This is a genomic window from Inquilinus sp. Marseille-Q2685, assembly GCF_916619195.1.
Lineage (GTDB): Bacteria > Pseudomonadota > Alphaproteobacteria > DSM-16000 > Inquilinaceae > Inquilinus.
In genome coordinates, this window is sequence record NZ_CAKAKL010000004.1 from 203,900 (window position 1) to 219,984 (window position 16,085).

General features: G+C 63.9%; 15 protein-coding genes and 1 pseudogene. 10 read left to right on the plus strand and 6 right to left on the minus strand.

All coding sequences use genetic code 11. The annotated features are described in order from the left end of the window. The first annotated feature begins 63 nt into the window (after positions 1-63). Together LG391_RS21030 and LG391_RS21035 are read left to right on the plus strand one after the other, a co-directional pair. Positions 64-1,542, plus strand: a complete 1,479-nt coding sequence (locus tag LG391_RS21030; protein WP_225770001.1) for an aldehyde dehydrogenase family protein — start codon at positions 64-66, stop codon at positions 1,540-1,542. 40 nt (positions 1,543-1,582) lie between these two features. Further along, complete coding sequence (locus tag LG391_RS21035) at positions 1,583-2,098, plus strand: nuclear transport factor 2 family protein (RefSeq protein WP_225770002.1); 516 nt, start codon at positions 1,583-1,585, stop codon at positions 2,096-2,098. Between the two features lie 28 nt (positions 2,099-2,126). On the opposite strand, the gene LG391_RS21040 is transcribed toward LG391_RS21035, so the two are convergent. Then, positions 2,127-2,300: a hypothetical protein gene (locus tag LG391_RS21040; protein ID WP_225770003.1), complete on the minus strand. Its 174-nt coding sequence runs from the start codon at positions 2,298-2,300 to the stop codon at positions 2,127-2,129. Between the two features lie 233 nt (positions 2,301-2,533). On the opposite strand from LG391_RS21040, the gene LG391_RS21045 reads away from it, so the two are divergent. Beyond that, a complete protein-coding gene (locus tag LG391_RS21045) occupies positions 2,534-3,274 on the plus strand; it encodes an SDR family NAD(P)-dependent oxidoreductase (protein WP_225770004.1) in 741 nt (246 codons plus the stop codon). Positions 3,275-3,576: 302 nt separating this feature from the next. Next, a complete protein-coding gene (locus LG391_RS21050; protein ID WP_225770005.1) occupies positions 3,577-3,975 on the plus strand; it encodes a RidA family protein in 399 nt (132 codons plus the stop codon). A gap of 636 nt (positions 3,976-4,611) precedes the next feature. Here the strand turns inward: LG391_RS21050 and LG391_RS21055 are convergent. Further along, positions 4,612-4,845 carry a hypothetical protein gene (locus LG391_RS21055; protein ID WP_225770006.1) on the minus strand — a complete coding sequence of 78 codons (234 nt, stop codon included), beginning with the start codon at positions 4,843-4,845 and terminating at the stop codon, positions 4,612-4,614. Positions 4,846-5,011: 166 nt separating this feature from the next. Further along, entirely contained in the window at positions 5,012-6,001 is a 990-nt protein-coding gene (locus LG391_RS21060) for an alpha/beta fold hydrolase (RefSeq protein WP_225770007.1), read from the minus strand. 114 nt (positions 6,002-6,115) lie between these two features. Here LG391_RS21060 and LG391_RS21065 point away from each other — a divergent pair, with 114 nt between their 5' ends. Next, positions 6,116-7,030, plus strand: coding sequence for a LysR family transcriptional regulator (locus LG391_RS21065; protein ID WP_225770008.1), 915 nt, complete (start codon positions 6,116-6,118; stop codon positions 7,028-7,030). A gap of 1,045 nt (positions 7,031-8,075) precedes the next feature. Beyond that, positions 8,076-8,972, plus strand: coding sequence for a LysR family transcriptional regulator (locus LG391_RS21070; RefSeq protein WP_225770009.1), 897 nt, complete (start codon positions 8,076-8,078; stop codon positions 8,970-8,972). A gap of 20 nt (positions 8,973-8,992) precedes the next feature. Here LG391_RS21070 and LG391_RS21075 read toward each other — a convergent pair whose 3' ends face one another. Genes LG391_RS21075 through LG391_RS21085 form a run of 3 tightly spaced genes read right to left on the minus strand, consistent with a single transcriptional unit; the run spans position 8,993 to position 12,066 of the window. Continuing rightward, positions 8,993-9,379: a cytochrome c family protein gene (locus tag LG391_RS21075; protein WP_225770010.1), complete on the minus strand. Its 387-nt coding sequence runs from the start codon at positions 9,377-9,379 to the stop codon at positions 8,993-8,995. A gap of 33 nt (positions 9,380-9,412) precedes the next feature. Beyond that, positions 9,413-11,560, minus strand: a complete 2,148-nt coding sequence (locus tag LG391_RS21080) for a xanthine dehydrogenase family protein molybdopterin-binding subunit (protein ID WP_225770011.1) — start codon at positions 11,558-11,560, stop codon at positions 9,413-9,415. Between the two features lie 23 nt (positions 11,561-11,583). Then, complete coding sequence (locus tag LG391_RS21085) at positions 11,584-12,066, minus strand: (2Fe-2S)-binding protein (RefSeq protein WP_225770012.1); 483 nt, start codon at positions 12,064-12,066, stop codon at positions 11,584-11,586. A 1,591-nt stretch (positions 12,067-13,657) separates the two neighbouring features. Here LG391_RS21085 and LG391_RS21090 point away from each other — a divergent pair. The 4 genes and pseudogenes from LG391_RS21090 to LG391_RS21100 form a co-directional block, all read left to right on the plus strand. Next, complete coding sequence (locus LG391_RS21090; protein ID WP_225770013.1) at positions 13,658-14,566, plus strand: alpha/beta fold hydrolase; 909 nt, start codon at positions 13,658-13,660, stop codon at positions 14,564-14,566. 137 nt (positions 14,567-14,703) lie between these two features. Continuing rightward, positions 14,704-14,829: a hypothetical protein gene (locus LG391_RS34750; RefSeq protein WP_255646781.1), complete on the plus strand. Its 126-nt coding sequence runs from the start codon at positions 14,704-14,706 to the stop codon at positions 14,827-14,829. Further along, positions 14,826-15,212: an SDR family oxidoreductase gene (locus LG391_RS21095; protein WP_225770014.1), complete on the plus strand. Its 387-nt coding sequence runs from the start codon at positions 14,826-14,828 to the stop codon at positions 15,210-15,212. Before LG391_RS34750 ends, LG391_RS21095 begins: the two co-directional genes overlap by 4 nt. A 44-nt stretch (positions 15,213-15,256) precedes the next feature. Next, positions 15,257-15,644 (plus strand): annotated as a pseudogene (locus LG391_RS21100) (transposase); the annotation flags it as partial. Positions 15,645-16,085: the final 441 nt, after the last annotated feature.

Sequence of the window (16,085 nt, forward strand, 5' to 3'; positions counted from 1 at the left end):
GAGAGCACGGCCAAGATCTCATCGCCTTGAGACGGTCGCCCACAAATTCAAGGAAACAGAGATATGACGATGGTGCCTGACAGCGCGGCAAGCCGCAAAGCTTTCAACTGGATCGACGGCTCTCAGCGCCGCGAGGGCCTGTCCAAAGTCTCAATCGACCCCGCGACATATGATGTCATTGGACACTATCCGGACCAGGGCTTGGAGGCGGCGAGATCGGCAGTGACGGCAGCCTCCAAAGCCTTCCGTGAAACCATGTGGGCGCATGATCACGAATTGCGAGCTCGCGTGCTCGAGCAACTAGCGCGCGCCTTCGAGCGCAATCGAGACAAACTAATTGAAATTTTGTCGTTGGAGAACGGCAAGGTGAAGGGCGAGGCCGCGTTCGAATTGGACATGGTTCCGAGCAAACTTCGCTACTCGGCTGCGACTGCTCTGGTCGAAGGCGGGAGGGCAATGACACCAAAGCCTGGCAGCATCTCCTTGATCCTTCGGCAACCGATGGGGGTCGCGGCGGTCATCGCACCTTGGAACTCTCCGGTAATTCTGACGATCCGATCGCTTGCCCCCGCGCTTGCTGCCGGTTGCACCACGATCATCAAGCTTCCAGGGCAAGTGGCGCAGACGGCGAGCGTCATGGCGGAGGTCATGGCCGAAGCAGAAGACCTGCCCAACGGCGTGATTAATCTCTTTTTTGAAAGCGGCCCGGAAGGCTCTGCGTATCTCGTGGACTCACCGGAGGTGCCGGTTGTCAGTTTCACCGGCTCAACCCGTACCGGCCGCGCCATCAGCAGCACCGGCGCGAGGTATCTCAAGCGCTTCGGAATGGAGCTCGGCGGTAAGACGCCAATGATCGTCTTTGACGACGCAGATCTCGATGCCGCCTTGCCAATTCTGGAAAAGGCGCTGACCGTGTTCGGTGGCCAGTTCTGCATGACGGGATCTCGATTGCTCGTGCAGGATGGAAAATATGAGGCCGTTCGTGACGGCGTGGCTGAGCGGTTACGCAATGTCAAGGTCGGCCCAGCCGCAGATCCCTCCAGCGACATGGGGCCTTTGATCGATCGGGCTAACGTCGAGCGAGTCGATCGTGTCGTCGAGGTTGCGATCGCAGCCGGAGCCAAGGTGGTCGAACGTGGCGGTCCCATCAAAGTCGGCTCGCTTGCAAATGGAGCCTTCTTTCGTCCAGCCCTTCTGGAAGTCTCTGACAATAGTCTCACCATCATCCAAGAGGAGACCTTTGGTCCGGTGCTGACGATCCAGCGATTTTCTGATGAGGCGGACGCGATTCAACTCGCCAATGACAATGAGTACGGATTATCGGCTAGCGTTTGGACTCGCGATGTAGATAGATCGTTGCGCGTCGCGCAGGCGCTTGAAGCTGGCTCGGTGTGGATCAATGACTGGGCGAAGGTCTACGACAGTACCGAGGAAGGCGGATTCAAGCAGTCCGGCCTTGGCCGTCTGAATGGCTTGGCGGCTCTGGAGGATTTCATCGAGCGCAAGCACATCGCGCTCAGGCCGGGCCTGACGCAACGCTGACACCTGAATTCCTAGAATTGCCCAAAAGGAGAAACCTGCAATGGCCACTCGTGCGCACGCTCTTGCCCAGAAGTCGTCTACAGCCGAACCCGCATCGACGGCATCGCCTCTGGCGGTACTGCGGTCGATCTTGTCGAACCCGACCGATCTGGATTTCGTCAAACAATTTACGACTGATGATTTCATATATGTATCGCTCAACTATGAGAACGCAGAGTTGAAGCAGATCATGCCTTGGGCCGGAACCAACGAAGGAGCCGAAGGACTGGTTCGGACCTTTATCGACGTCAACCGTTATTGGAAGGTAGACGACTTCCAAATTCAAGACAGCTTTGAAAATAAGGATGGCGCGGCAATCTTCGGATTCTTTACTTATACATCAAACATCTTGGGCAATACGGTGACATCACCCTTCGCGGTTCTGGCGCGCGGCGAGAACGGCAAGCTGTCATACGTGCAGTTTATGGAAGATACTTTTGCAACCGTCCGCAGTTTTAGAGAAAGCGGCGAGTATCTGATCAAAGCAAGTCCAGACGGATCGGAAACCAGCATCTGAAAGTAAGGTAAGATCCGACCGGGATAAGTCAGGCGACGAGACCGTCCGCCGCCGCAGCGCCGATCGGAATCACCGAGCCGAATGTGATGACGGTCGGCTGCGGCCTGCTGCGCGAGTTCAAGATGGTATGCGCATCTACCTGCTCGCGCTGAAGCTGCTTGGCGAAGAATCCGGCGATACAGGTTTTCGCGCACGTTCGCATCGGTCTTCCCCGTTCTGCTGAAGCAGCAGTATCGGGTCGTCGATCACCCGCTGTCCTCAAGCCGTCCGATCGCGGCGTTCCATTCCCTGCAACACAGCTTGGCAGGTTTCGCCACTAAGCAAGGCGGACACCCCACCCCAAAACATGTCGAGCATATCGTCGTGATCCCGTCGCGGCTTCACGCGCTCCGGCTGGACCGGTCGACTTCAGGAATGGCAGAAAAGGAAAAGAGAATGATCGATCTGAATGGAAGGCGGGCCCTCGTGGCCGGTGGATCACGGGGAATCGGTGCCGCGATCGCGCTGGCGCTTGCCGAGAACGGCGCCGACGTCGCGTTCACCTATCAGAACTCCGCCGAGAAGGCCCAGGCGGTAGCTGCGTCGATCGAGGCGACCGGACGTCGTGCCGTCGCCATCCAGGCCGACAGCGCCGATCCCGAGGCGATCACGCGCGCCGTGGACAAGGCGGTGACCGAGCTTGGCGGCATCGACATCCTCATCAACAGCGCGGGGATCGGCTACTATGGGCCGCTCGCCGAGTTGGACCTCGGCGAGTACCAGAAGCTGATGGACGTAAACGTTCGCGCGCCGATGCTGTTCGCCAAGGCTGTCATCCCGCACCTTCGCGCAGGGGGCCGCATCGTCACCATCGGCTCCGGTCTCGCCGAGCGCGTTCCGTTTCCGGGCGTGACGGCCTACGCCGTCTCGAAGGCGGCGCTGACCTCGTTCACCCGCGGCCTGTCGCGTGAGCTCGGGCCGAGCGGCATCACTGTCAACCTGGTGCAGCCCGGCTCGACCGACACCGATGCGAACCCCGCGGACGGCGACGCGGCCGACTTCCAGCGGGGCATGACGTCGCTGGGGCGCTACGCCGAGCCGCGCGAGATCGCCAATGCGGTCGTTTTCCTGGCGAGCCCGGCCGCGAGCGTGATCACCGGCACGATCCTCAACGCCGACGCCGGCGCGCTCGCCTAGGCTTCGACACCGCGCCGGCGGGTCGGCCAAGTGCAGTCTGCCCGCACCATCGCCTTCCAGGCCTACTTCTGCGAACACCGCCCGCCGCTCCTGGTGGCATGGGGCCGTCACGATCCTGCGTTCGTTCTCGCAGGAGCGCTCGCCTAAGGGCGGGACCTGCCGCATGCCGAGGTGCACCTGCTCGACGCGGGCCACTTCGCACTGGAGACGCACCATCGGGAGATAGCCGTCATCATCCGCGACTTTCTGCAGCGCTCACTCGGAACGTGACGCGACCTGTCCACCGCACATAGGAGATCCCGATGTCTACACGTGAGCCGATCTTCCCGGCCCAGCGCCACGCCCTCTATGACGAGCATCGCTACTCGGCGGCGATCAGGTCCGGCGACCTGCTGTTCGTGTCCGGGCAGGTTGGGAGTCGCGAAGACGGCTCGCCCGAACCGGTGTTCGAGAAACAAGTCCGGCGTGCCTTCGCTAATCTCAGGTCTGTTCTGGCAGCGGCCGGTTGCACGCTCGATGACGTGGTCGACGTGACCACCTTCCACACCGATCCCGAAGTGCAGTTCAAAACGGCTATGAAGGTCCGATCTGCCGAGATCGGCGATCCGCCTTTCCCGAACTGGACGGCGGTCGGCGTGACATGGCTGGCCGGCTTCGATTTTGAGATCAAGGTGATTGCCCGCATTCCAAGTCAGCCTTGAGCGGCCGCTGACGGTTTCAAGCGTTGGGCGAGCACCAGTATCCCGGAACTTCGCTGGCAGAGCTGCTGGGGATCTAGACCGGCATGCAGTCGTGGCAGCGGCTTCCCGGTGCTGCTGCGTCAGGGCCGGGACCGGTCCCCCCTTTCTCGGGCGGTCAGGTCGAGTGACGGATGCCCTGAAGCGGCCTTCACGTCCGATGCCGGAAGGTGGACATGGCCCGATTCGATCTATCCGGGTCGGCCCAGGCCGAATGACGGGCGCCAGGAGCGGCAATCGCCTCGCCGCCGAAAAGCAATACTGACCCGATTCGAACCACAACGGCTCTGCCCACTTTCGGGCCGGGTAGGATCGCCGGACATGTCCGCTTCAAGGAAGCCAGGAAGGCGATCAACCGTCTGCAACGAGCCGTGTGCGGTCATGGCGCGTGTCCTGCGGCAGACCTCGAATGGCGAAGTGGGCAGCGCCTACCGCTACGGCGCCAACCGGCCTGGCCCCGCCCCTCCGACGGTGAAGGCGTGGTCGGGCGTGCGACGTGCGCTACTCCTGTCCTGGCCTCGGTACTCGGGGCCGGTTTAGCCTTCCGTTTGTGAGCGCCGCGGAACGCAGAAAGCCCCGCCTTTCGGGCGGGGCTCTGGGTCAGACCTCGATATCGAGGGAGTTATAACAAAGGTGGTTGCGGGACTCGCAACCATCTACGCTCATGCCCGCTGGTGTACGATCATCGGACTGCCAGCCCGGGCACGGCGGCGGTGAGCTCCTCAATTTAGGCGCCCCGCGCGGACTGATCGCTTCAGCGCCGATGTTGCCTTCGATCTGCATGTCGAGGGACCCGGCAGCGATCGGAATCAGGTCAACGAAATAGCCCATCATCAGCCCCCCTCCTCCCCGGCCGCAAAGGTTGAGAAGCGGCCCTGTGCACGGATTTCCGCTGGCTGTATAAGCGTGCTGCCGATACTACAGTCGCTATGGCAAGCGTGGTCTGAAAGCGATCTGGTTTCCACCATTTTCGGGCCCCATAATTAATAAATTCTCGGACCTAGCCCAGCTTGCGGCCAAGGAAATCGCGGATATAGCTGGCGATCTCTCGATAATGGGTCTCGAGTGCAAAGTGCCCCGTATCTAGCAGATGGACCTCCGCGTCCGGCAGATCGCGCTTGTAGGCCAACGCGCCGGCCGGAAGAAACGCGGGATCATGGCGGCCCCAGACCGCTAGCACCGGCGGACGATGCGTTCGAAAATAGGCCTGAAAATCAGGATAGAGCGCGACATTGCTGCGATAGTCGAGGATCAGGTCGAGCTGGATTTCCTCAGCACCGGGTCGCGCCATATAGGCGATGTCCAGCTCATAGCCATCGGGCGAGAGCAGGGCAGGATCAGCGCCGGTGCCATATTGCCAGTTGCGGATTGTGTCGGGCGCCAGCGATGGGCGACAGGCCTCGCGATTTTCGGGCGTCGGGTCGCGCCAATAGGCCTCCCACGGCCCCCATTCGTCGCTGAAGCCTTCAAGATAGGCATTGCCGTTTTGTGAGATGATTGCGGTGACCCGCTCGGGCCGCGCCATCGCAAGCCGCAGCCCCGTTGGTGCGCCATAATCGAAGATGTAGAGTGCATAGTGTTGCAATCCGATCGCGTCGACGAAGCCGCCGATGACATTGGCCAGCGCATCGAAGCTGTAGGTGAACTCGCCGCGCGGCGGCGTCTTTGTCTGCCCGAAGCCGGGCAGGTCAGGCGCAATGACACGGAAGCGGTCCGCAAGCTGGGGAATGAGATCGCGGAACATGTGGCTGGCTGTCGGAAACCCGTGAAGCAGCAGGATGACGGGCGCATCAGCCGGCCCCGCCTCTCGGTAGAAGACCTCGACATCGCCGACCTGCTGTTTGCAGTAGTGAACGGAAGACATTGGATTCCCCTTGAGCTTTGGACGGGCCGCCGCCGGTGTCGGCAGAGGCAAAACCGTCGCCATCGTGCCCGCAGCAATCATCGCCAGTGTCGAGCGGCGCGAGAAAACCTCGATTCTTTGGCTCATACATTGCCTCCTTGCGGGTTCCCGTCAAAAATAATGAATTCCCTATCTCGATATGAAGGCTATACTCCGGTCGACTGAATTTCAGAATCTGAAACAATGGATCGATTGGACGCGATGGCGCTGTTTGTGGCAGCGGTGGAGGCAGGTTCGCTTGCCGCCTCCGCCAGACGCTACGGGCGTTCCCCTGCGGCCGCGACCCGAGCCGTCGCGTTGCTGGAGCAGGAAGCGGGCGAGACGTTGCTATTGCGATCCACGCGCAAGCTCAGCCTAACCCCGGCCGGCGATCGCCATCTCGCTGTATGGCGAGAGGTTCTGGCTAAACTGCGGGAGCTCACGCCGGACGAGGCAGGAAACCCGCTTCAGGGAGAAATCGTGCTCACGGCGCCCGAACTGTTCGGCCGACTGAAGGTGATGCCGTTGGTCGAGACGTTCCTACGAGAGCATACTCAAGTCTCCGCCCGGGTACTGACGGTCAATCGCGTCGTTAACCTAGTCGGCGAGGGGGTGGACCTCGCGGTACGTCTTGCGCCACTGCCCGATTCCAACCTCACGGCCATTAAAGTTGGTATGGTGCGAACTTTGCTCTGCGCGTCCCCCGCCTATCTAGCCGCCGCCGGAACGCTGGCGAGTTTGAAAGACCTCGACCGCCATGACTGCATCGGCCTGAATGCGGAAAGCGGCGGAGAATTGTGGACCTTCGCCAGGGCGGACGAGCGGGGTGCCCGAACACGGTCCATTCGGGTTCGAACGCGGCTGAGCGTCAATAGCGCGGCCGCTTCCATCGACGCGGCGCTTCGCGGGTACGGCATCATCCGTCCCCGATCGTATCAGGTGGCTGAGCACATTGCAGCAGGCCGTCTCGTACGCCTGCTCGTCGACTATGAAGCACCGATTCCGGTTCATGTTGTGTTCCCTGCGGATCGCGCGCGCAGAGGTGTCGTGAGAGCCTTCATCGACCATGTCGTGCCCACTTTGAGGCGCGACCTCACGGCCATCGAGAAGAGCGCACCATCACCGAAGGCCAGCTGATCGGAAATTTTTTGAAGAACAGCGTCCTGTAATAAGGCGGCATAGTACTTCCCCACCGCCGTCCAGCATTGGGTAAGCGGTGTCCGGGAAGCACTGGAAGCGGCCGCTCAGCGGCCCTGTGGGATCAACCCTGGTTCTGACGATGACGCTCGGCGTGAGGCGTTCGGCTTCGCTGAGGGCGAGAGCTTTGGATTGGAACGGCCCGATGTCGTGCTCCTCGGTGTCGGGCAGCCAAGCCGACAGGGACCATCAGCCACCCGGCCGATTGTAGCCTTTGCTGCTCCTCACCGATCCGATGCCCTCGGCGATGAACCAGCCGGGATCAATCCCGTTCTGGCGCCATGTCGCGGTCTGCTTGGTCATCGTCATCACCCCTCGCCGGCGGAGAACTTTTGTGCCAACGGTGTTGTGCTTGTGGAACGACGCAGCGATAAGGCTGCGCTAGCTGCTGGCGGTTGCCTGATGGGCCGTCAATTTCGGAGCAGCGGGGGCGGCAGACCATCGAACATCGGCGCTCGCTTCACCAAAGGCTCGCCGCATGACATCCCCCCAGACGAGGCCCGCCCTCCGCTAATTACACTGCGAGTTGTGCCAAATCTTCTGACGACGGACACAGGAAGACAAATGAGTGGCCAGAAACGCGGATTGACGCTGCAGCAGCGGTCCACTCCGTTCCCGACATCGATCAGCGCCGAAGCGCGAGCAGCGCTCGAATACCTCGTGCGCGAGGACGGGACTGCCATCAACGCTCCATATGCCATGCCTGTTCCTGGAGCCTATGACGCTTGGATGAGCATCAGGAGATAGAGCTTCAGGAAATCATGGGTGCCTTGCCGAAAGGCTGTCGAACTCGACACCGAGGGTTCTGCTCGAGGCGCTCGCCAGCCGCGTCACCACTGCAACCACCGCAAGCTGGAGATGCTCATCCCTCCGCAACCGTCAAGTGCCAATATCGGGCATGCTGAGGCATAGTTGTGCAGGATGTAGGCGACGCCCTTATACGAGTCCTCATCTCAATTGCCGGCAGGCTTGACAGGAGTGACGGATGGATCGGCTGAAGGCGATGGAGACATTCGTCCGCGTGGTGGAGACCGGAAGCCTCTCCAGGGCGGCGAAGGCGCTCAGCCTGCCTCGCTCCTCCGTCACCATGACGATGCAGCGCCTGGAGCATCATCTGGGCGTGCGGCTTCTGCATCGCAGCACGCGGCGGCTTAGCCTGACAGAGGAAGGAGAACTCTATGTCGAGCGCTGCCGTGCCATTCTGCTCGATATACAGGGTGCGGAAGACAGCCTGCGTCCGGACGGGCGCGTCAGTGGGCGTCTGCGAGTCGACATGCCGCCGGTTATCGGTCGCTCGATTGTCCTGCCGGCGTTGAGTTCGTTCCGCGAGCGCTATCCCGATGTCGACATCGCGATCGGCATGAATGAGCGACTGATCGACCTCGTCCAGGAAGGCGTCGACTGCGTCATCCGCACCGGAATGCTTCCCGATTCCAGCCTGATCACCCGGCGCGTCGGCAGCTATCGCTGGGTGGTGTGCGCCTCGCCCGACTACCTGGAACGCCATGGCGAGCCGCAGGACGTTGCGGCGCTTGCCGGACACGTGCTGCTGGGCTATTCCTCGGCGCATAATGGCCGTCCCGACAAGTGGGTGATGACCGAAGGCGACGTCTCCCACGCAATCGAGCCGCGTGGAGGCTTGGTGGTCGACGAGACCTTCGCGCTGCTGGATCTCGCCCTAGAAGGTTTCGGGCTGGCCCGCCTGTCGGATTTCATCACGGCCGACGATACCGCCAAAGGGCGTTTGCGCGAGGTGCTCGCCCATTGCCGCTCCGACCATGTGCCGATCTCCCTGCTCTTTCCACCGTCGCGGCAGGCTTCACCTCCCGTCCGGGCATTCATCGACTGGGCGACGGCGGTGTTTGCCAGCCGCGGCTTATGAGGCACTGCCACTCGTCGCGACTATGGCGCGGCAAGTGTCGAGGCCAGTGTCATCAGATATGCAATGACGTCCTGACGATCGTCAGCCTTCGGCAAGGCGATGGTCATTCGTGTGCCGGGCACGAGCCTGGTCGGCGCCTCGAGAAACCGGTCGAGCGTGGCTTCGTCCCAAGTGAGGCCGCTCGCTGCCAGCGCCGGCGAATATTTGTAGCCGACGACAGAGCCGGCCGGCCGCCCGATGACGCCGGCGAGGCCGGGCCCGACCCGGTTCTGGATCGTTGCCGCGTGGCAGGCGGTGCATCGCTTGAACACGCTCTCCCCTCTTGCGGGATCGCCGTCGGCTCGGGTGGGCTGGATCGTCGAGACAAACAGAAGGGTGGCGGCGAGCACGCCGGTGATTGATCGCATGGGACACCTGCGGAACGAGACAAAGATCGAGGGTTAACCGCCGAGCGCTTCCGGCGTGATCGGCAGATGCCGGAGGCGTTTTCCGGTCGCCGCAAAGACGGCGTTGGCGACGGCCGGCCCAATGCCGGACGTGCCGGCCTCGCCGACGCCGAAGGGAGCGGCACCGCTTTCGACAATGTGCACGGTGATCCGCGGCGCCTCGTCCATCCGCACGGCGGGGTAGCTATCGAAATTTCCCTGTTCGACGCGCCCGTCCGCAAAGGTGATTTCACCATAGAGCGCGGAGATGCCGAAGATCGCACCGCCCTGGATCTGGGCGGCGATGGTATCCGGGTTGATGACCCTGCCGCAGTCGACGACGGAGGTGACCTTCGTCACCCGCGTAGAACCCCGTTTGTCGACGGCCACCTCGGCGACATGCACCAGGATGGTGCCGCCGAAATCCTGGATGAGGCTGACGCCGCGGCCCGTTCGCTCGCCCGCCCTGGCATCCGGCAACGGCGTCCCCCACCCCGATTTCTCTGCCGCCAGGTCGAGCACGGCGCGCAGCCGCGGATCGTCCGCGAGATGCATGCGGCGGAACGCCAGCGGATCGATGCGCGCCGCGGCGGCGAGCTCGTCCATGAAGCTTTCGACCACGAAGGCATTGTGCGTGGTGCCGACACCGCGCCAGAAGCCGGATCGATAGGCCTGGCTTTCGCGGCGCACATATTCAACCCGCACGTTATCGAAGACATAGGGGCCGACCGCGCTGGTGATCGCGTCGGGATCGAGGCCGTCGCTGCGGATCGCGGCTGGCAGCCAGCGCGTCAGCGGCGAGGGGCCGACGACGCGATGCGCCCAGCTGGTGATCCGGCCGGAGGCATCGAGGCCCGCCTTCAGCAGGTTCAGATAAGCCGGGCGATAGAAATCGTGCTGAGTGTCCTCCTCGCGGCTCCACACGATCTTCAGGGGATGATCGACCTGTCGGGCGAACAGCACCGCCTGGGTGATGTTGTCGGATTCCGCCCGCCGGCCGAAAGAGCCGCCGAGATACTGGTTGTGAATCTCCACCTTTTCGATGGGCAGGCCGGCGGCCGTGGCGGCCGCTGCCTGCGCGCGCGTCGCCGCCTGGGTGCCGATCCACACCTCGCACCTTCCGTCGTGGAAATGGACCGTGCAGTTCAGCGGCTCCATCGGAGCATGGGCGATCATCGGCAGGCGGTACGAAGCCTCGATGATGTGTGCCGAGCGGGCGAGGCCGGCCGCCACGTCGCCGGCGGACGGGCCGGGGACGGCAACGTCCGACGCGGCCGTCTCCAGATCCGCGAACAGCGCCGTCGTCGAGAAACCGGCGTTCGGACCGTCATCCCAGGCCACCACCAGGGCATCGAGTCCTTTCCTGGCAGCGGCCCAGTGATCGGCAACGACCGCGACCGCATCGTCGATGCGCAGCACATTGCGCACGCCGCCGACCTTTCGTGCGGCCCTATCGTCCAACGTAGCGAGCCGTCCCCCGAGCACCGGCGAGGCCATGACAGCCGCGACCTTCATGCCGGGAAGCCGCACGTCGATGCCATACTGGGCGGCGCCCTGTACCTTCGCGGCCGAGTCCAGCCGCCGGTGCGGCGTGCCGATGAGGCGGAAGCCTCCCGTCTTCAGCGGGACATCATGCGGGACCGGCAGCGTCGCGGCGCGCTCGACGAGATCGCCATAGCCGATCCGCCGCGCGGTTGGCATGTGGACGACGGCGCCGTCGCGGGCCTGGCACGAGGTGGCGTCCACGTCCCACACTGATGCCGCGGCAGCGATCAGCATCTGACGCGCGGTTGCGCCGGCCCGTCGCATCGGTTCCCAGGCCGCCCGCACCGAGAGCGAGCCGTCGGTCTCCTGATCGCCCATGATCGGGTTGGCGTAGAGCGCGTCATTTGCCGGAGCATGCGCGATGGTGACGGCGTCGAGGTCGATCTCGAGCTCCTCGGCGATCAACATCGGAATCGAGGTATAGGTCCCCTGGCCCATCTCCACATAAGGTACGACCAGGGTCACTGCGCCGTCGCGGGCGATGCGCAGAAAGGCATCGGGCGCGAAGACGGCGGGGCCGGGGGACTGCGCGGCAGCGGAATTGGCTGCGAGTGGCACGCCAATCATCAGCGCGCCTGCAGCGGCCGCTCCGGTGGCCAGAAAGGCGCGGCGGGACATGTCAGCGTGCGACATAGGCTTCGTCACTGCCGGCCCTCCCGAACCGCATGACGTCCAGCCGCCACCTGACGGATCGCATCCTTGATCCGGTTATAGGTGCCGCAGCGGCACAGATTGCCGGACATCGCCGCGTCGATGTCATCATCGGTGGGATGGGGATTCTCGGTGAGCAGCGCCGTTGCCGACATGATCTGCCCGGGCTGGCAGTAGCCGCACTGGACCACTTCCATGTCGAGCCAGGCCTGCTGGACGCGCCGGCCGGTCTCGGATGCCGCGACGCCCTCGATAGTGGTGATCCGCGACGCGCCGACTGAGTCGATCGGCGTTTGGCAGGCGCGCGTCGCCGCGCCGTCGACATGGACGGTGCAGCAGCCGCACAGGCCGGCGCCGCAGCCGAACTTGGTGCCGCTCATTCCCAATATGTCGCGCAGCGCCCAGAGCAGAGGCGTGTCGGGATCCGCCTCCACCCGCCGGATCGCGCCATTGACGATGAGGTCGTAGGTCATGTTCCCGTCCCGCAATCGTGAGTGTCGCCGCGAGCTCCACGAAGAACGCGCCAGGTGATCCGCGGCGCGCTCGTGCCGGGGCTTCGGCCCCGCTCACTAAATTGTTCGGACCTTCATTCGGAAGACTTCCGATGCCGGCGGGCGTGTTCATGTAATGTGAACAATGTCTGATTATGCCACTCTCCCGGCCTCGTCGTCAGCGAGGCGGCGCATCGGCGCAGGACTTTGTGGATCTATATTGAGGCCGGCTCCGCTTTCAGACTGGAGCGCCTGAAGGAGCAACAGAATACCTTAGCACCTACCGAGTCCGACTGAGCTCATGCGGATAAGGAAGGCCGCGCCACGTCAGGCAACCTGCTCGTGATCCCCTTCCGCTGTATTGGCCCACGGCTAGGCTGAAACGGCACCTGGTGCGGGCTCGATCTTTCTGTTCCCGCCCCGCGCCCGGGATCAGTTCGCCTTTCTTCGGCGAGCTTACTCCTCTCGTCGGACCTGCAACATCCGCCGCGCACCTCGAGCGCGCGGCATCGCCCCTGCTCGAGCCGCCGGAAGAGCTGGTTGAGCACTTTGAGCGCCCGCGGCATCTTGAGACGAACGAGTATCCTGGAGATGCGGTCGAGCGCGGAGGCGGCCTCCGGCAGGCCGGCAATGCCGGCCTCGGGCGAGCCGCTGGGCGACATATTCGCTATAGCCGAGCCACTGCGTCAGCGCCGCCCCGGCCCACGCGATACGGACCTGCGTCCACCCGGCACGATCCGATCGGCACCGGGGCGATCGGCTTCGCGGAAATCCACGGCGCGCTGGGTGAGATGGGCTATGAGGAGGGAGTCGTGATCGAGGCGATCAGCGACGACACGCTGAACGACCTCGTCGCCTCGCGACAGTGTCTCGAGGAGGCTGGTTGGCGGTTCGGGCCCGGTTGAGCCCGAACTTGCTCTCATCCGCGCCGGGCGACCGCTCGGGTCCGTCGGTCCCGTGCACCGGGCAGAGTCTGATAGCGATCACCATGATGCACAGAGGTACGTATATGGATCACACACACCGCCGCATCTTGCTCCCAGCCGCAATATTCGTGGCCCACCGGGCTGAGAACACCTTGGTCGAGCGTAGATCCAGGGCCTCGGCAGGAGTCAACATGTTCATGGCCGAGCGGCACGCCGCCACGACTCCTGATTTCCTTGATCCGGATCTGAGCCGGAGCGGCAAAACTCACTGCAGCGGCCCACCTGCAGCGCACCCGGGTCTGCAGGAGCGAGCTAACTGATAGTTCTTGCTCATGAAGAAGTTCCTTTATAGAAACGGAGGGATCGGCGCCTGAGCGGTGGCGTTGCGCGCGTGTCGAGATGGCGCGGGCTCGGATTTCGCAGCAACTGAGCCGTCGAAAGATCACGTCCCAACACCCTCGATCCACGCGGGAGGACGCCAATATTGAGCCTGTTCCTCGACCGGCAATTCGGAACGTTCCACAAGCCAGACCGGACCGAGATGCAGCTTAGAGGATGAAGGTGAACGGGACGGACGACGCTCCGATGCACATGTGCAGGACGCTTGAGGACGAAGGATCATCGCAGGCGAGATGAATACCGGCGGCATGGCGACTTTCTATCCCGAGTTCCGGACGCTCGATGTCGAGGTGGCTGGAGTGCGGTTCGCTGGGGTGGTGGGCGGCAGTGGACCACCTGTGCTTCTGTTGCACGGCTATCCGCAGACGCATGTTGCCTGGCGGAAGATCGCACCCGCGCTGGCAGGTTCGCACAATGTCGTGATCCCGGACCTGCCGGGTTACGGCGCGAGCCGCCCGGGCGCCATGCAGCCACGCTGGACCAAGAGACGCGCGGCGGAGGCGCTCCTCTCGCTTATGCAGGCTTGCGGCCACCAGCGCTTCGCCGTCGTCGGGCACGACCGGGGCGCACGCGTGGGCTATCGGCTCGCGCTCGACCATCCCGAAGCGGTCGCGGCTTACATGTCCCTCACCGTCGTTCCGACGCTCGACGCGATGGCGGCTGTCGATGCTCGCTTCGCAGCGAAGAACTTCCATTGGTTCTTCTTCGCCCAGGAGGCGGACCTGCCCGAGCGCCTCCTCGCGGCCGCGCCGGACGCTTTCCTGGATCGGGCGATCGCCACCATGGCGGGTGACCTCGACAAGGTCGAACCGGCCGCGCTCGAGGCGTATCGCCGGGCCTTTCGCGACCCCGCGGTCCGTCACGCTGTCTGCGAGGACTACCGCGCCGCGCTGTGCGAGGACCTGGCGCTCGACACAGCGGACCGCGCACAAGGACGCAAACTCTCCTGTCCGGTTCGGGTGCTCTGGCCGGCAACGGAGGCGAGGTCCGATCATCCGACGCCAATCGAAGTTTGGTCACGCTGGGCCGACGATGTTACGGGAAGTGCCACCAGTGGCGGCCACCTGCTGCCGGAGGAAGCGCCCGACGAAGTGCTGGCGGCCCTGCAGCCGTTCCTTCGCGAACACCTCGCGGGGGACCGGGCGGGAAGCCATTGATCTCGCCAACCGAACATTACTGTTTGGACCGATGTTTGACAGTGATTGACCATCTACCGACTAGAAGGTAGCCATGAATATGAGCAGCCTATCGACGCGCCATCGCGGAGCTTCTGCACGCCCGCGGCGCCAAGGTGGTGGCTGAAGACATCAGTCCCGGCGTCGAACGCCTCGCGAGGCCGGGCATCGTGCCGCTGGTGGCCGACGTCTCGAAGGAGGACAGCGCCCAAAAAGCCGTGGCGCTCGCTGTCGAGAGGCGATGAAGGCGATGATCCCGAACCGCAGCGGCGCGATCGTCAACATCGCCTCCTACGCAGCCTACTTCGCTTTCCCGCAGATCGCGGCCTACACCGCCTCGAAGGGCGCCCTGGTGCAGCTGACGCGCACCCTGGCCTTGGAGGCGATCGAGCACGGCATCCGTGTCAATGCGGTCGGCTCCGGCGACGTGGTCACCAACATCTGGGCCGGCAAGATGGACAACGGGTCGGAGTTCCTGGCCGATCACGGCCGCAAGGCCCCGATCGGCCGCGCGGCGCGAGCCGAGGAGATCGCCGAGGTCGTCGCCTTCCTGGCGTCGGACCGCGCCAGCTTCATGGTCGGCTCGGTGGTGATGGCCGATGGCGGGATGAGCGTGAAGATCGGCTGAAGGCCATTCGCCGGGGGCCGCGTCAGCTCATCCCTATGCAAAGGGTAGATCCGGAGCTGATGATCCGGATGCTGCTCATCGGGTACTGCTTGGGCATCCGCTCGGAGCGGCGGCTGTGCGAGGAGGTGCATCTGAACCTCGCCTATCGCTCGTTCTGCCGGCTCGGCCTGGAGAGTGCCGTGCCGGACCATTCGATCTTCTCGAAGAACCGCCACGGCCGCTTCCGCGACAGCGATCTGCTGCGCGAGCTGTCCGAGACGACGGTGCGGCGCTGCATCGAGGCCGGGCTGGCCGGCGGCAACGGCTTCGCCACCGACGCCAGCCTGATCCGGGCGGACGCGAACAAGCAGCGCTCGGCGGAGGGGTCAGAGAAGGTCGACTGGGAAGCGAGCGATGGCGGCGACCCGCCGCTCGGTCCGTGAGTACCTCGACACGCCGAAATCATTGGTCACGCTGCCGATCGCGATCACCAGCGTGTCGTAGCCGACCGACCGTAGCGGCGTGATCTGGCGCCCCTCGTCGTCACAGATGGCGGCGAGATGCACCTCCTTCGCGGCGCGGTCGAGCCCGATCATCTCTCCGAGGCGATAGCGAAACCCGTGCCAATGCGCCTGGGCGAGATAGTTCAGCTCGTATTCGCCGGGGTCGAGCTGCCCGCCGCCACCGCGTGCAGCAGCCGTTTCCACAATGGGCCCGGGCGCATTCCACCAGGATGACCGATGCTCGCGAGCGGCGGCCGAGGCGATCGCCGAGGCGGGGGGCGAGTTCCAGCCCCGCCGCGCCGCCGCCCACGACGACAACGCGGGGCGGCGCCGCCTCCGTACGCGGGGCCGGGGGCGCCACGTCGTGCTCGGGCTCCCGATGCGATACCTC

What these genes read in the sequence shown, in the direction of transcription:
- LG391_RS21085 (WP_225770012.1), bottom strand. Translation starts at nt 12,066, where the DNA reads ATGACCTACGACCTCATCGTCAATGGCGCGATCCGGCGGGTGGAGGCG.
- LG391_RS21095 (WP_225770014.1), top strand. Translation starts at nt 14,826, where the DNA reads ATGAAGGCGATGATCCCGAACCGCAGCGGCGCGATCGTCAACATCGCC.
- LG391_RS21030 (WP_225770001.1), top strand. Translation starts at nt 64, where the DNA reads ATGACGATGGTGCCTGACAGCGCGGCAAGCCGCAAAGCTTTCAACTGG.
- LG391_RS21090 (WP_225770013.1), top strand. Translation starts at nt 13,658, where the DNA reads ATGGCGACTTTCTATCCCGAGTTCCGGACGCTCGATGTCGAGGTGGCT.
- LG391_RS21035 (WP_225770002.1), top strand. Translation starts at nt 1,583, where the DNA reads ATGGCCACTCGTGCGCACGCTCTTGCCCAGAAGTCGTCTACAGCCGAA.
- LG391_RS21060 (WP_225770007.1), bottom strand. Translation starts at nt 6,001, where the DNA reads ATGAGCCAAAGAATCGAGGTTTTCTCGCGCCGCTCGACACTGGCGATG.
- LG391_RS21070 (WP_225770009.1), top strand. Translation starts at nt 8,076, where the DNA reads ATGGATCGGCTGAAGGCGATGGAGACATTCGTCCGCGTGGTGGAGACC.
- LG391_RS21080 (WP_225770011.1), bottom strand. Translation starts at nt 11,560, where the DNA reads ATGTCCCGCCGCGCCTTTCTGGCCACCGGAGCGGCCGCTGCAGGCGCG.
- LG391_RS21040 (WP_225770003.1), bottom strand. Translation starts at nt 2,300, where the DNA reads ATGCGAACGTGCGCGAAAACCTGTATCGCCGGATTCTTCGCCAAGCAG.
- LG391_RS21055 (WP_225770006.1), bottom strand. Translation starts at nt 4,845, where the DNA reads ATGATGGGCTATTTCGTTGACCTGATTCCGATCGCTGCCGGGTCCCTC.
- LG391_RS21050 (WP_225770005.1), top strand. Translation starts at nt 3,577, where the DNA reads ATGTCTACACGTGAGCCGATCTTCCCGGCCCAGCGCCACGCCCTCTAT.
- LG391_RS21045 (WP_225770004.1), top strand. Translation starts at nt 2,534, where the DNA reads ATGATCGATCTGAATGGAAGGCGGGCCCTCGTGGCCGGTGGATCACGG.
- LG391_RS21075 (WP_225770010.1), bottom strand. Translation starts at nt 9,379, where the DNA reads ATGCGATCAATCACCGGCGTGCTCGCCGCCACCCTTCTGTTTGTCTCG.
- LG391_RS21065 (WP_225770008.1), top strand. Translation starts at nt 6,116, where the DNA reads ATGGCGCTGTTTGTGGCAGCGGTGGAGGCAGGTTCGCTTGCCGCCTCC.